The organism is Agrobacterium sp. GD03872, from assembly GCF_029840625.1.
Classification (GTDB): domain Bacteria; phylum Pseudomonadota; class Alphaproteobacteria; order Rhizobiales; family Rhizobiaceae; genus Agrobacterium; species Agrobacterium fabrum_A.
In genome coordinates, this window is record NZ_JAOCCY010000002.1 from 374,992 (window position 1) to 388,664 (window position 13,673).

The 13,673-nt window shown below is 59.0% G+C and carries 15 protein-coding genes; 9 read left to right on the top strand and 6 right to left on the bottom strand.

Annotation, left to right across the window (positions count from 1 at the left end):
- Positions 1–361: 361 nt before the first annotated feature.
- From N5D22_RS05810 to dnaN, 6 genes are all read right to left on the bottom strand, one after another.
- Positions 362–1,342 carry a complex I NDUFA9 subunit family protein gene (locus N5D22_RS05810; protein ID WP_279654750.1) on the bottom strand — a complete coding sequence of 327 codons (981 nt, stop codon included), beginning with the start codon at positions 1,340–1,342 and terminating at the stop codon, positions 362–364.
- A gap of 132 nt (positions 1,343–1,474) precedes the next feature.
- Complete coding sequence (locus tag N5D22_RS05815; protein ID WP_279654751.1) at positions 1,475–1,762, bottom strand: DUF1330 domain-containing protein; 288 nt, start codon at positions 1,760–1,762, stop codon at positions 1,475–1,477.
- 20 nt (positions 1,763–1,782) lie between these two features.
- Positions 1,783–2,490, bottom strand: coding sequence for an orotidine-5'-phosphate decarboxylase (pyrF, locus tag N5D22_RS05820; RefSeq protein WP_279654752.1), 708 nt, complete (start codon positions 2,488–2,490; stop codon positions 1,783–1,785).
- 4 nt (positions 2,491–2,494) lie between these two features.
- Positions 2,495–3,091, bottom strand: coding sequence for a phosphoglycerate mutase family protein (locus N5D22_RS05825; protein WP_279654753.1), 597 nt, complete (start codon positions 3,089–3,091; stop codon positions 2,495–2,497).
- 95 nt (positions 3,092–3,186) lie between these two features.
- Complete coding sequence (gene pmtA, locus N5D22_RS05830; RefSeq protein WP_279654754.1) at positions 3,187–3,780, bottom strand: phospholipid N-methyltransferase PmtA; 594 nt, start codon at positions 3,778–3,780, stop codon at positions 3,187–3,189.
- A gap of 195 nt (positions 3,781–3,975) precedes the next feature.
- Positions 3,976–5,094 (bottom strand): DNA polymerase III subunit beta, encoded by a 1,119-nt coding sequence (gene dnaN, locus N5D22_RS05835; protein WP_279654755.1) that lies wholly within the window; start codon positions 5,092–5,094, stop codon positions 3,976–3,978.
- A gap of 267 nt (positions 5,095–5,361) precedes the next feature.
- Here dnaN and rsmI point away from each other — a divergent pair, with 267 nt between their 5' ends.
- The 9 genes from rsmI to gshB all read left to right on the top strand — a co-directional run bounded on the left by rsmI (position 5,362) and on the right by gshB (position 13,509).
- Complete coding sequence (gene rsmI, locus N5D22_RS05840; protein WP_279654756.1) at positions 5,362–6,303, top strand: 16S rRNA (cytidine(1402)-2'-O)-methyltransferase; 942 nt, start codon at positions 5,362–5,364, stop codon at positions 6,301–6,303.
- Entirely contained in the window at positions 6,293–6,661 is a 369-nt protein-coding gene (locus N5D22_RS05845; RefSeq protein ID WP_279654757.1) for a YraN family protein, read from the top strand. The genes rsmI and N5D22_RS05845 overlap by 11 nt, the downstream gene beginning before the upstream one ends.
- 13 nt (positions 6,662–6,674) lie before the next feature.
- Positions 6,675–7,235 carry a sugar O-acetyltransferase gene (locus tag N5D22_RS05850; protein ID WP_279654758.1) on the top strand — a complete coding sequence of 187 codons (561 nt, stop codon included), beginning with the start codon at positions 6,675–6,677 and terminating at the stop codon, positions 7,233–7,235.
- 132 nt (positions 7,236–7,367) lie between these two features.
- Positions 7,368–8,666 (top strand): extracellular solute-binding protein, encoded by a 1,299-nt coding sequence (locus N5D22_RS05855; RefSeq protein WP_279654759.1) that lies wholly within the window; start codon positions 7,368–7,370, stop codon positions 8,664–8,666.
- An 83-nt stretch (positions 8,667–8,749) separates the two neighbouring features.
- The gene (locus tag N5D22_RS05860; protein WP_279654760.1) at positions 8,750–9,718 is read left to right on the top strand and encodes an ABC transporter permease subunit; all 969 of its coding nucleotides are present in this window, start codon (positions 8,750–8,752) and stop codon (positions 9,716–9,718) included.
- An 11-nt stretch (positions 9,719–9,729) separates the two neighbouring features.
- Positions 9,730–10,572 carry a sn-glycerol-3-phosphate ABC transporter permease UgpE gene (gene ugpE / locus N5D22_RS05865; protein ID WP_279654761.1) on the top strand — a complete coding sequence of 281 codons (843 nt, stop codon included), beginning with the start codon at positions 9,730–9,732 and terminating at the stop codon, positions 10,570–10,572.
- Between the two features lie 10 nt (positions 10,573–10,582).
- Positions 10,583–11,683, top strand: coding sequence for a sn-glycerol-3-phosphate import ATP-binding protein UgpC (locus tag N5D22_RS05870; protein WP_279654762.1), 1,101 nt, complete (start codon positions 10,583–10,585; stop codon positions 11,681–11,683).
- A 110-nt stretch (positions 11,684–11,793) separates the two neighbouring features.
- A complete protein-coding gene (locus tag N5D22_RS05875) occupies positions 11,794–12,306 on the top strand; it encodes a cupin domain-containing protein (RefSeq protein ID WP_279654763.1) in 513 nt (170 codons plus the stop codon).
- Positions 12,307–12,549: 243 nt separating this feature from the next.
- Positions 12,550–13,509 (top strand): glutathione synthase, encoded by a 960-nt coding sequence (gshB, locus tag N5D22_RS05880; RefSeq protein ID WP_279654764.1) that lies wholly within the window; start codon positions 12,550–12,552, stop codon positions 13,507–13,509.
- Positions 13,510–13,673: the final 164 nt, after the last annotated feature.

The window sequence follows — 13,673 nt, forward strand, 5'->3', positions numbered from 1 at the left end:
ATAGATCTGCCCATTTTATGATTGCCTTTCAGACGTTCGTTCGCGCGGATCATGCCGCTATGTGTGAATTGAGGGTGCGGGATATGTTTGGAATGTGGCGAATATCAATAAAGCAGCTTGTTGAATACCGGGTTAATACGAAGTCTTTTCCATAGTTGCGCTTGTGCCACGCTTGCCTGTGGAGGCCGGATGGCCGCTTAAAATTACCCGGCTTTTCAAATCGCCCCAATCGATGATGCACCTCCCCTGCAGTTGAGGGGAAAATGCGCCAATAACGGTTTGGTTGCGATTGAATTGCACAAAAACAAAAAGCGGGAAAGATTCCCGCTTCCGTTTAAATGCCTGACGCCCGGGGGTGGTCTCAGGCGGCTTTGCCAGCGTTCGAGAACTGGCCGTGCGGGCGATACTGCACCATGTAGGAGGGCAGAACCGAAGCGACGCGAACGGGGGTGATGCCGATGCCTTCCAGCGTCAGGCCGTTCTTTTCGGCTTCGGCGGAAACGACGTTGTCCTTCTTCAGCATGGTCACCTGGTCGGGCGTCAGCGGCGGCGTAATCAGCGGCACCATTGAAGCGATCTTGCCGATCATCGAAGCGACGCCGAAGGGCAGGTTGATGAAGGGCCGCTCCCGATAGGTCGCGGCAAGAACGGCCTCGAGACAGTCGCGGAACGTCATGACATCCTGACCGCCAAGCTCATAGATGGCTCCGGACTTCAGCTTGCCATCGACGCTGCGGGCAACGGCTTCCGCCACATCCTCGACATAGACCGGCTGAAACCTGGTTTTTCCGCCGCCGATCAACGGCAGGAACGGCATGTTGCGGGCCATCTTGGCAAATTTATTGAAGAAATCGTCTTCCGGTCCGAAAATGATCGACGGACGCAGGATCACGGCGCCAGGCAGGACGGAATGGATGGCGGCCTCGGCGCGGCCCTTGGTGCGGCCATAACCGGTGGGCGAACTGGCGTCCGCACCGATGGCGGAGATATGCGTCAGCGTGGCGCCGGCATCGCGGGCCGCCTCGGCGATGGCTTTCGCACCGAATTCCTGGACGGCGTCAAAGGTGTTGCGGCCGCTTTCAGTCAGGATGCCGACGCAATTGACGACATGGTCGGCGTCTTCCACGGCTTTGACGATGGAATCGCGGTAACGCAGGTTCGCCTGGGCGAGGGAAATCTGGCCGACATTGCCGAGCGGTTGCAGGAAACCGGCGAGATCGGGACGCCGCACGGCGACGCGGATGCGATAACCGCGCTTGGCGAGTATCCGCACGACATGCCGCCCGACAAAACCCGAACCGCCGAAAACGGTGACGAGGGGTGGAAGGTTGGCCAAGGTCATGGGAGGCTCCTCAGAAGCTGTCGATAAAGTGTTTTTCAGTCTCTTAGCCCAAAGCCGCGCACACGTGAAGAGATGTTGTCGCGCGGCCGAGGCTAGTTTTGGCGCCGGTTTTGGAAATGCGGTTGATGTCCGTCAAATCCCTTCGACGATCATCATCTCCGCATCCGAGACTTCCTGGCGGATTTTTGCCGCCGCCTGATACTCCGGCGAGTTGTAGCAATCGATGGCGTGCTGCACGGAGGGGAACTCGATGATGACGTTGCGCGCGCGCGCCTTGCCTTCCAGCTCGGTCAAAGCACCGCCACGGGCCAGAAAATTGGCGCCGAACCGCTCGAAGGCGGGTTTTGCGGTCGTGACATAGTCCTTGTAGCGCTCATTGTCGCGCACATCGACGCGGGCGATCCAGTATCCCTTGGCCATTGCCGTCTCCTTCAATTGCCCTATTGATTTGCCGGGAAGCTGGCGCGCAGCATGTCGTCCAGAATGGCGCGGGCTGCCGCCTTCGGGTCTTCGGCCTTGACGATGGGGCGGGCAACGACCAGATGGCTCGAACCGGCCTTGATGGCGTCGTAAGGTGTCATCACCCGCTTCTGGTCGCCGAGATCCGCGCCGGCCGGGCGAATGCCGGGGGTGACGACGGCAAGATCGGGGCCGAGGATTGCGCGCACGGCGGTCGATTCCTCCGCTGAACAGACGATACCGCCCATGCCCGCTTCACGCGCCTGTTCCGCCCGGCGCAGCACGAGCGAACGGGCGTCCGAGGCGTAACCGGCTTCCACCAGATCGCTGTCATCCATCGAGGTCAGCACGGTGACGCCCAGCAGGCAGAGACCGGAACCTTCCGCCGCCTTGACTGCGGCGCGCATCGCTTTCGGATAGGCATGCAGGGTCAGCATCGACATGCCCATGCGGGCGATGTTTTCAACGCCGGAGGCGACGGTATTATCGATATCGAGCAGTTTCATGTCGAGAAAGACTTTCTTGCCGCTCTCAACAAGGTCACGCGCGAATTCGAGGCCGCCTGCGAATACCAGCTGGTAACCGATCTTGTAGAACAGAACCTCGTCACCGATTTTCGAGACAATCTCTTCGGCCTGCTGCACAGTCGGAACATCGAGCCCGACGATGAGTTTTTCGCGCGCGGTCATTGTCTTATCCCTGCCATGTTTCCATTGCCGTCCAGTCGCATGTGGGGGACGCGGCTGCAAGAGAAAAGTCGGCGATGGAAAAGCGGAAGAGATTGCCGCCGCCCGGCGGCTGGTCCTTGCTGCGGCTGATGCCACGGCCTTCAATATGGCATTTCAAAAGCGTGCCCACGCCACCATGACCGACAAAGGCGATCGGTTGCTGCGGGTCGTGCCGGTCGAGGACGACTTTGACCGCGCCGACGATCCGGGCCTGCGCATCGATTGCCCGCTCCCAGCCGTGAAAACTCTCCTGCGGATGGGCGAAGAACCAGTCTGCCGCCTTTTCGAATTCCGGCGGCGGCAGAAAGCCGGTGGCGGACCGGTCGTTTTCATGCATCGCCTCGATGATTTCTATCTTCGCACCGGATGTTTCGGCAAGAATGCGGGCGGTTTCGATCGCCTTGGCTTCAGCGCTGGAAACGATGCGCCGCAATGCCTGCGCCCAGGGAAGGAGGCTCGCCTCGCGCGCCCGCTCGGCACCCCTGTCAGAAAGCCCCCATTCAGGGACCGGAACCATTGGGTCGATCTTGACCTGGGGGTGGGTGATGTAGAGCGCATGCATGAAGATCAGTCCTCAGGGTGATGGAAAGAGTAATTTGACACCCTAACCATCCGTCGCGACCGCGAAATGACGGCCTCGCCCATTCTGCCGGGTGATCAGGCCCGAGTATAGGTCCACAATTGCGCCGGCGGAATATTGCGCACAATGAAATCGAAATGGCGGATATGGTAGAGATGCGGCTGCGCCACGATCGGGGAGATCGCACCGTAGGATATCTGCACAACGGGACGGCCGTGCGGCACACGCTTCAGCAACTCGTCGAGAAGCTTGACGCGGGCGGCCATGGGGAAATTGAGCAACGGCACGGCGGAGACGACGCTGTCGAACATCTGGCCCGTGTGTTCGCCGAGCGTCGCATCGAGATCGAAGGCGTCGCCATTGATGAAATTGACGCCCGGATAGCTTTTGAGCAGCTGATTATAGAAATCGGTCGAATATTCGATGGCCGTCAGATTCTCCGGCTTGATGCCGCGCGCCAGAATGGCCTTGGTGATGACGCCGGTGCCCGGGCCGAGTTCGAGAACCGGCAGGCCGGAATGGGGATTAATGACACTCGCCATTTTTTTCGCCGTGATCGACGATGTCGGGACGATGGCTCCGACTTTTTTCGGTTGGCTGACCATGCCCTTGAAAAAGCGGATTTCTTCCTCGAATTTCTGTTCAAGGCGTTGCTTCAGGTTAAGTGCCATAATTCCCCTCAGATGCATTTGGTCATTGTCAAAAAACTGTTAAGCAATGTTGATCCCATTTGGCGCAAAAACAAGGCAAAATGTCGTAACTGGAAAAATTCGCTTACGCTCTGAAATGAACGGACAGCCGAATCAAAAACGCCGATGGAGCGATCCATCGGCGTTTTTTGACTAAATCGAGAAAAAAGAACCGCTTTAAACGCGCATCGGCATCAGAACATAAAGCGCATCGTCGCCTGCAGTGTCGCGAACGAGCGTCGGCGAACCGGCATCCGCCAGCAGGAAAATCGCGTCGTCGCCGGAAAGCTGCGAGGTGATATCGAGGAGATATTTGGCGTTGAAGCCGATTTCCATCGAATCATTGTCGTAACCGACGGCCACTTCTTCCGTCGCGCTGCCCGAATCCGGATTGTTGACAGTCAGTGTCAGCTGGCCATCGGTCAAAGCCAGCTTCACCGCGCGGCCGCGCTCGGAAGAAATGGTTGAAACGCGGTCGACAGCCTGCGCGAAGGTCTGGCAATCGACACGCATTTCCTTGTCGTTGCCGGTCGGGATGACGCGCTGGTAATCGGGGAAGGTGCCGTCGATCAGCTTCGAGGTCAGAACGACCGAGCCGATGGTCAGGCGGATTTTCGCATCCGAGACCTCGACGGTGACTTCCAGCTCCGGATTGTCCATCAGCTTCTGCAGTTCACCGACGGTCTTGCGCGGAATGATGATGCCCGGCATGCCCTCGGAACCGGAGGGCGCATCCACATCGGCGCGGGCCAGGCGATGGCCGTCCGTGGCGACGGCGCGCAGCTTCAGCTCGCCATTGCTTTCGATGGTGTGGAAGAAAATGCCGTTCAGGTAATAACGTGTTTCTTCGGTCGAGATCGCAAACTGCGTGCGGTCGATCAGCATCTTCAGATCGGGGGCCTTCAGTTTGAAGGTGTGGCTGAAAGTGCCGGCGGTCAGGTCAGGGAAATCCGCTTCCGGCAGGCACTGCAGGGAAAACTTCGAACGGCCGGAAGCGACCGTCATTGTGGAGCCGTCCGGGTTGGTCGCCAGAAGTACCTCGGAACCGTCAGGCAGCTTGCGCACGATTTCGTAAAGCAGGTGCGCCGGCACGGTGGTGGCGCCGGCCTGCTCCACCATGGCCGGTGTCGCTTCGGTGATTTCGAGATCGAGGTCGGTCGCTTTCATGTCCAGATTGGCGCCGGAGGCGCGCAGGAGCACGTTGGACAGGATCGGGATCGTGTTGCGACGCTCGACGACCCGGTGGACGTGGTTCAGCGATTTCAGAAGGTTCGACCGCTCAAGAGTAATACGCATGGACGCTACCGCTTTCAACCGTTGCGAACCGGCCACCGCCGGATCGGCAAGAAGAGTCTTCACCGGCGGAAAAGCCGGACAATGTGGACGGGCAAAATGGCAGAGTTATTGCAGAAAATGCAAGAGCCGAGTGCCTCTGCTGCGGCTCATTTTGCTGCTATACAGCACGATCCACAGGCTAGGGGCATCCGTGGACCTTGTTCGCCGGTTTTCAATTGCCCATAAAGAGAGGAAACCGGAGCGACCGGCCGGGAATGATCGGCCAGAATGATTGGAAGCCGTGTGACGGAAGAAATATCGAACAACAACACCAGCGATGCGACAAAGAGCTTCAGGATCGGCGCGGCCACCATTCCTGCGCGGCCGCTGGAACCGGCGCTTTATCTGGTTGCTACCCCCATCGGCAATCTCGGCGATATCACCATCCGTGCGCTGGAAACGCTGGCCTCGGCCGATGTCCTCGCCTGCGAGGATACCCGCGTCACCCGCATCCTGCTCGAACGTTACGGCATCCGCACGCGCCCGCTTGCCTATCATGAGCATAATGCAAACGAGGCGGGGCCGAAGCTCATCGCGGCGCTGGAGGCGGGAAAATCCGTGGCGCTGGTCTCGGATGCCGGAACGCCGCTTGTTTCCGATCCCGGTTATCGCCTCGGCCAACTGGCGCTTGAAGCCGGCCACCGTGTCGTGCCGGTGCCGGGCGCATCCGCGCCGCTCGCAGCCCTCGTGGGCTCTGGCATGCCGAGTGACGCCTTCCTGTTCGCAGGTTTCCTGCCGGTGAAGGACCGCGGCAAGCGCGACCGTTTTGCCGAACTGGCAAAAATTCCCGCCACTCTCATCTTCTTTGAATCGCCGCATCGCATCGGCGCTTCTGTCAAGGTTGCCTCGGAAGTGCTCGGCCGCGACCGCCGCGCCGTGGTCTGCCGCGAGCTGACCAAGACCTTCGAGGAATTCCGGCGCGGCACGCTCGGCGAACTTGCCGATTATTACGATGGCGACCGCGTGGTGAAGGGTGAGATCGTGCTTCTGGTGGAGCCGCCCTCCTATGACGAGATTCCCGATATCGAGGATGTCGAGAAGCTTCTGAAGGATCTCGTCGCCAGCATGCCCGCCGCCAGGGCGGCAGGTGAAGCGGCAAAGCTGACGGGCCTGCCGCGCAAGGAGCTTTATCAAAGGCTGCTGGACATGAAGGAAACGGATGGCCGCTGACGGGCGCACTCACAAAAGGCGCAAGGCCGAGCGACGCGGCCATGCCGCGGAATATTGGGCCGCTCTTTATCTGCTGGTAAAGGGATATCGCATCCTCGCCATTCGTTATCGCACCCGGCTGGGGGAAATCGATCTCATCGCCCGCAAGAAGGACTTGCTCGTCATAATCGAGGTCAAGGCGCGACCGTCGGGTGCCGTGGCTGTCGACGCCGTCGGTTTCCATTCGCAGCAACGCATCCGGGCCGCGGCCGATCTCTGGCTCTCCCGGCGCAAGGATGCCGGGCGCCTTTCGCTGCGTTTCGATATCATCGCCGTTTCGCCGCGACGCCTGCCGCAGCACTTTATCGACGCCTTTTGAGGGGAGGGAACCAATGTCCACCGAGCGGGAAAAGATGGCCGCGGGCGAATGGTACAGCTGCATGGATGCCGAGCTGGATATATTGCGCTGGCGGGCACGAGGGGCCGTCCACCAGCACAATACGATGCCCCCGGATGAGCGCGGGGCGATTGCGCCGCTGCTGCGCGCGCTCTTTGCTTTTGTCGGGGAGGGTGCATTTCTCGAGGCGCCGTTTCATTGCGCTTACGGCATCAACATCACGCTGGGCAAGAATGTCTATCTCAATGCCGGTTGCACCATTCTCGATTCCGCGAAGGTCACGATAGGCGATGGCGCGATGCTGGGGCCTGCGGTGCAGATCTATTGCGCGGAACACCATCTGGACCCCGCGCCGCGCGCACAAGGCATTGAAATCGCAAAGCCTGTGACGATCGGGCGAGATGTCTGGATCGGCGGCGGGGCGATCCTTCTGGCCGGCATCACCATTGGTGACGGCGCGATTGTCGGCGCCGGTTCGGTGGTCACGCGCAATGTGCGGCCAGGCGCGACGGTTGTCGGAAATCCGGCCCGTCCGATAGTGCGAGACGGTGCTTGAGCTATGCGTTCTTGCGGGAGCGGAGGCTATTGAGAGGCGCCGTAACAAATCTGACATGAAACTGTTAAAGAGGCGTCATGGAACGCCTCTATTCGCATCCTCATACCAATAAATGGTGGAGAGGATTTAGTAATGTTGAAGAAGATTTCCATGGCCGCGGTGGCCGTCAGCATTTCGGCGACGTCTTCCATGGCTGCGACCAACATCACCTGGTGGCATGGCATGGGTGGCCGTAACGGCGAAGTCATCAACGAAGTCTCGCAGAAGTTCAACGAAGCCCAGAAGGAATGCGCTCTGACGCCGGTTTCCAAGGGCTCCTACGAAGAAGCGCTGGCCAGCGGCATCGCTGCTTTCCGCTCTGGCGAACAGCCGAACATCCTCCAGGTCTTTGACGCTGGCGCCGCCACCATCATCAACGCCAAGGGCGCTGTCATTCCTGCCGAAGACCTGATCAATAAGGCCGGTTACAAGTTCGACCGCGAGGCCTTCATCAACGGCGTGCGTTATTTCTACGCTGCTGCCGACGGCAAGTTTGTCGGCATGCCGTTCAACTCCTCCGCTCCCATCATGTATGTCAACGACGAAGCCCTGAAGAAGGCCGGCGTCGAGGCGCCGAAGACCTGGGAAGAGTTCGAGCAGGTTGCGCCGAAGCTTAAGGAAGCCGGCTACATTCCGCTCGTTCAGTCGCAGCTGACCTGGCAGTTCACGGAGAATTTCTTCTCCCGCAACAACATCCAGTTCGCCACCAACAATAACGGTTACGACAGCGTCGCCGACACCAAGCTCAAGGTCACCGACCCGAACCTCGTCATGATGTTCGACAAGCTCAAGGACTGGAAGGACAAGGGCCTGTTCGCCTATTACGGCGCCGGCTGGAACGACAACCAGAAGCCGTTCGAAGAAGGCAAGGTTGCCTTCTGGATCGGTTCTTCGGGTTCTTTCGGCGGCCTGCAGAAGACGGCAACCATGCCGTTCTCGGCAACCTTCCTTCCCTACTGGGGTTCCATCAAGGGCGCTGGCACCAACTCCTTCATCGGCGGCGCTGCCCTCTTCGCCATGTCCGGCAAGTCCGAAGCCGAAAACAAGTGCGTGGCTGACTTCTTCCAGTTCCTGACCTCGCCGGAAATCCAGGTCTTCTACCACAAGGCTACCGGTTACGTCGCCATCACCAAGGCTGCTTACGAAAAGGCCAAGGCTGAAGGCTTCTACAAGGAAAAGCCGGTCGCGGAAGTCGGTATCCAGCAGCTTTCGCTGCCGGGCGGCGAATGGTCCAAGGGTTATCGCCTCGGTTTCTATCCGCAGATCCGCGCCGTGATGGAGCGTGAATACAACCGCATCTTCTCCGGCGAAGTCACGCCGAAGGCTGCTTTCGAGATCATCGAGAAGGAAGGTAACGACCTTCTGGCCCGTTTCGCCAAGACGGCCGGCTGATCGATCTTTTCGAAACCAACGATCGTTGTCGAGCCTCCTTTCCGATGGAAGGGAGGCTCGCTTCTGGATAAGGAGGCGCAAGCGTGGCCTATACATCGTCTCAACCGCGCCGGTTTTTATCCGGCTGGTCCGCAAAGGCTGGAAAACCCGCCAAGCCCGCTGAAGCCGGCATGAAGCGCGTGCAGTTCTCCTCGTCTTTCGTGCCCTATCTGTTTCTGGCGCCGCAGCTTGCGGTGATCTTCATCTTTTTCTATTGGCCGTCCGTTCAGGCCATCCAGTCTTCCTTTTATCTCGAAGACCCTTTCGGGTTCGGGGCCTCATTCGTGGGCCTCGCCAATTATTCGGATGCGATATTCAATCCGGAATATCTCAATATCGCCAAGTTCACGGTCGTTTTTACCGTGCTGGTGACCTTCTTTTCGCTGGCGCTCGGTCTTTTGCTGGCAGTCAAGGCCGATGCGGTCATTCGCGGCAGTTCGACATACAAGACATTGCTGATTTCCGTCTATGCCATCGCGCCGCCGGTCGCCGGCCTCATCGGCATGATGTTTTTCGACCAGCATATCGGCCCCTTCGTCAAAATGGCCGCATTTTTCGGCTGGGACATGAAGGTCGGCCTCAATTATTTCGATACGGCCTTCGCCATGGTCGTGGTCGCGGTCTGGAAGCAGATTCCCTATAATTTCATCTTCTTCCTCTCTGGCCTCCAGGGTGTGCCCGTTTCCGTCCGGGAGGCAGCCGCCATCGACTGCCGTTCGGGCTTCCGCCGGTTCTGGACGGTCATCATGCCGCTTCTGGCGCCCACGGCCTTCTTCCTGCTGATCATCAACATCACCTATGCGCTGTTCGACACCTTCGGCGTCATCGACGTTATGGTGAAGGACAAGGCGGCGAATAACCCGATCACGCTGGTCTACAAGGTGTTTCTCGATGGTTTCCGCGGCAATGACATTGGCGGTTCGTCAGCACAGTCCGTCATCCTGATGCTGGTCGTCTTCGTCCTCACCATTATCCAGTTCCGCTTCATCGAGAAGCGCATCCATTACAATTGAGGGAAAAGACGATGTACAAGACAAAACCCCTCGATCATCTGGTGCTGATAGTAGGTGCGCTTTTCCTGATTTTGCCTGTTGTCGTGGCTTTCATGACCTCCACGCATACGGCGGCGGAAATTCACCGCAGCGGTCTGGCGATCGTTCCCGGCGACAATTTCGTCGAGACCTATGAAAAGGTCCTGACCCAGAAGGGCGGTTTCACCGGGCAGATCACCGGCCTCAACATGGTGATCAACTCGCTGATCCTCGGCATCGGTTTTGCCGTCGGCAAGATCGTCCTGTCGATGACGGCGGCCTATGCGATCGTCTATTTCCGCTTCCGCTTTGCCACGCTTGCCTTCTGGATCATTTTCACCACGCTGCTGTTGCCGCTCGAAGTGCGCATCATGCCGTCCTATGAGGTGATGAGCAAACTCGGCCTCTTGAACTCCTATACCGGCTTGATCGTGCCGCTTCTCGCCTCGGCGACAGGCACCTTCTATTTCCGGCAGTTCTTCAAATCCATTCCGGAAGAATTGCTGGAGGCCGCCCGCATCGACGGGGCAGGGCCGTTCAAGTTCTTCATCGATGTCATCATCCCGCTGTCGCGCACCATGATGGCGGCGATCTTCATCATCATGTTCGTTTATGGCTGGAACCAGTATCTCTGGCCGATGCTGATGACGACGGATGAGAGTTTCTTCACCCTGATGCGCGGCATCAAGTCGATCCTGCAGGTCTGGGTCGGCTCGCAAATTCCCGATTACAACGAAGCTTTCGCGCTTGCCGTTCTGGCCATGCTGCCGCCGGTGCTGATCGTCGTCATTTTCCAGCGCTGGTTCATCAAGGGCCTCACCGAGAGCGATAAATAAGGAGACCGAAATGGCCGCGATAGAAATCAGTCAGGTCTGCAAGGATTATCATGGCGGCGTGCGCGCCGTGCATCACGTCGACATCGACATCAGGGACGGTGAGTTCATCGTTCTCGTCGGCCCTTCCGGCTGCGGCAAGTCCACGCTTCTGCGCATGGTTGCCGGGCTGGAGGACATCTCCGAAGGCACGGTGAAGATCGGCGACCGGGTGGTCAATCAGGCCGATCCCGCCGACCGCGATATCGCCATGGTATTCCAGAATTATGCGCTTTACCCGCATATGTCGGTGCGCCAGAACCTGGAATATGGCTTGAAGAACCGCAAGACTCCAAAGGCGGAAATCGACGCGCGTGTGGCCGAAGCCGCGCGTATGCTGCAGCTCGAACCCTATCTGGATCGCAAGCCGCGCGCCCTTTCCGGCGGTCAACGGCAGCGTGTCGCCATGGGCCGCGCCATCGTGCGCAAACCGGCGGCCTTCCTGTTCGACGAACCTTTGTCCAACCTCGATGCCAAGCTGCGTGTCTCCATGCGCGGCGAAATCAAGCGCCTGCAAAAGCGCCTCGGCACCACCTCCATTTATGTTACCCACGACCAGCTGGAGGCCATGACGCTGGCCGACCGTCTGGTGGTGCTGAATGGCGGCCGCATCGAACAGATCGGCGCGCCGCTGGATGTCTATCACACGCCGGCCTCCACCTTCGTCGCGAGCTTCATCGGCTCCCCGGCCATGAACCTGTTGAATGGCGAATTGCATGGCGACAGCCTCGCCATCGGTCCGTCGCTCTTTGCATTGAATGGCTTCGCCCCAGTCTCCGGGCCGGTGACAGTGGGCATGCGCGCGGAGGATTTCCGCTTGGCCGCTGCGGGTGAGCAGGGTTTCGCCCTCCGTGTCGATTATATCGAGGAGCTGGGTTCGCAACGCCTCATCCACGGCACGATCGGCGACCAGACGCTGACCGTGGCCTTTCCGCCGGATGTCGAGGTTCCCTCCGCGCTCTCCGTCACGATCGCGCCGGAAAAGCTGCATTTCTTCTCCGGTGAAACCGGCAAGCGCATTGCCGGCAAGACGGAGCAGGTCGGCGCGCAATCCGTTCAGCTGGCGACGGCCTGAGCGCATCGGAAGAAATCGGCGCGATGATTAAAATTGCGCCGATTGTCAAAACCGCTTTGTTACGATCCCGATGATAGAAGACCTCCAATATATCACGGGGGTTTTTTCATATGTCGTTCAAAATGATGTTCGCGGCGGCTGCAACCATGGCGATCCGCACGGTGCCGGTTTTGCCGGCCTATCTGCGCAGACAAAAAGACGAAACCGTCGTCAGTGCATCCTGCACGGATCTGCGGCTCCAGCCGGCCCCCATCAATCCTGACTGGATCATCTCCGGTAATCCGCACGCCCGCGCGGCGGATCACTCCCGAAGCGGCGACCGCGCCTCCAGCACCGCCATGTGGGATTGCACCGCGGGCGAATTCCGCTGGTTCTTCGGCTGGGACGAAACCGTCTATATTCTGGAAGGCGAGGTGCATGTAACGGCCGAAGACGGTTCTGTCAGCATCCTGCGCGTGGGCGACGTTGCTTATTTTCCTGCGGGAACATGGGCCACCTGGCGGGTGGATGATTATGTCCGCAAGGTCGCCTTCATGCGCCGTCCGTTCCCCAAGGCGCTGGCCTTGGCCTACCGCGTCAAGAACAAGCTGTTTGCCGGCCGCTCCTACAAGCTGGCGGCCTGAACCCTGTGCCATGTCGCAGCCGGCGGGCCCATGTGGCATCGCCGGCAGATTTGTGAAGGTTCAATAAAACTCACACAAACCACCGCTTGCAGCAGTTGCCTTTGAACGGTCGCTGCCCTACATCTTCAGGGTTTTCTGAAGCACTTCCGGCGTTTTTCCGGTCCTGCCAGAAAGCTTGAAAAGACGGGGCAATGGGCATTGCGGACCGGCGAAGCGTCCGCATGCCGCAAGAGGAAAATGCGCATGGCGAAGATCAAGAACGTCGCGATCCAGATGGATCATGTCTCCGGCATCAACATCGCCGGTGACTCCACCTTCGCCATGAGCCTTGAGGCGCAGGCGCGCGGATACCGGCTGTTCCACTATACGCCCGAGCGTCTTTCCATGCGTGACGGCAAGATTTACGCCACCGTCGAGCAGATGGAACTGCGCGACATCAAGGGCGATCATTTCTCCCTGTCCGAACCGGAGCGTGTCGATCTGTCGACCATGGATGTCATCCATCTGCGCCAGGATCCGCCCTTCGACATGGCCTATATCACTTCCACCCATCTCTTGGAGCGCATTCATCCCAGGACGCTTGTTGTCAATGATCCCGCCTGGGTGCGCAACTCGCCGGAAAAGATTTTCGTCACCGAATTCGCCGATCTGATGCCGAAGACGCTGATCACCAAGGATGTGGCCGAAATTGCCCGCTTCCGCAACGAAATGGGCGATATCATCCTCAAGCCGCTTTATGGCAATGGCGGCGCGGGCGTTTTCCACTCGGCACGCGACGACCGCAATTTCTCCTCCCTGCTTGAAATGTTCGGCCAGATGTTCCGCGAACCCTATATCGCCCAGCAATATCTGCCTGACGTCCGCAAGGGCGACAAGCGTATCCTTTTGGTGGATGGCGAACCGGTGGGCGCGATCAATCGCGTGCCGGCGGAAAACGATGCCCGCTCCAACATGCATGCCGGCGGCCGGCCGGAGCCGACGGAATTGACGGCGCGCGAAAAGGAAATCTGCCGCCGCATCGGTCCCGCCCTGCGTGAACGCGGTTTCCTCTTTGTCGGCATTGATGTGATCGGCGACTATATGACGGAAATCAACGTCACGTCGCCCACCGGCATCCGCGAAGTGCGGAAATTCGGCGGCGCCGATGTCGCAAGCCTGTTGTGGGATGCGATCGAGAAAAAGCGCGAATCTCAGGATTTCTGACGCGACCTCTCGCCGATCCAGCTTTGTTCCGCAAGCACAACTAGACACAACTAAAATACATCGTCAGCGAGAAATTGTTCGCCGAATGTTCTTGTTTTATTCTTTGCTCTGTGGCACGTTGCTTGCGGGTGGCGGCCGCGGAGCATGAGGTTCTGATGGCGCGA

Excerpts from the sequence above, each read along its gene's own strand:
- N5D22_RS05810 (WP_279654750.1), bottom strand. The coding sequence starts at position 1,342 with ATGACCTTGGCCAACCTTCCACCCCTCGTCACCGTTTTCGGCGGTTCG.
- N5D22_RS05815 (WP_279654751.1), bottom strand. The coding sequence starts at position 1,762 with ATGGCCAAGGGATACTGGATCGCCCGCGTCGATGTGCGCGACAATGAG.
- pyrF (WP_279654752.1), bottom strand. The coding sequence starts at position 2,490 with ATGACCGCGCGCGAAAAACTCATCGTCGGGCTCGATGTTCCGACTGTG.
- N5D22_RS05825 (WP_279654753.1), bottom strand. The coding sequence starts at position 3,091 with ATGCATGCGCTCTACATCACCCACCCCCAGGTCAAGATCGACCCAATG.
- pmtA (WP_279654754.1), bottom strand. The coding sequence starts at position 3,780 with ATGGCACTTAACCTGAAGCAACGCCTTGAACAGAAATTCGAGGAAGAA.
- dnaN (WP_279654755.1), bottom strand. The coding sequence starts at position 5,094 with ATGCGTATTACTCTTGAGCGGTCGAACCTTCTGAAATCGCTGAACCAC.
- rsmI (WP_279654756.1), top strand. The coding sequence starts at position 5,362 with ATGATTGGAAGCCGTGTGACGGAAGAAATATCGAACAACAACACCAGC.
- N5D22_RS05845 (WP_279654757.1), top strand. The coding sequence starts at position 6,293 with ATGGCCGCTGACGGGCGCACTCACAAAAGGCGCAAGGCCGAGCGACGC.
- N5D22_RS05850 (WP_279654758.1), top strand. The coding sequence starts at position 6,675 with ATGTCCACCGAGCGGGAAAAGATGGCCGCGGGCGAATGGTACAGCTGC.
- N5D22_RS05855 (WP_279654759.1), top strand. The coding sequence starts at position 7,368 with ATGTTGAAGAAGATTTCCATGGCCGCGGTGGCCGTCAGCATTTCGGCG.
- ugpE (WP_279654761.1), top strand. The coding sequence starts at position 9,730 with ATGTACAAGACAAAACCCCTCGATCATCTGGTGCTGATAGTAGGTGCG.
- N5D22_RS05870 (WP_279654762.1), top strand. The coding sequence starts at position 10,583 with ATGGCCGCGATAGAAATCAGTCAGGTCTGCAAGGATTATCATGGCGGC.
- N5D22_RS05875 (WP_279654763.1), top strand. The coding sequence starts at position 11,794 with ATGTCGTTCAAAATGATGTTCGCGGCGGCTGCAACCATGGCGATCCGC.
- gshB (WP_279654764.1), top strand. The coding sequence starts at position 12,550 with ATGGCGAAGATCAAGAACGTCGCGATCCAGATGGATCATGTCTCCGGC.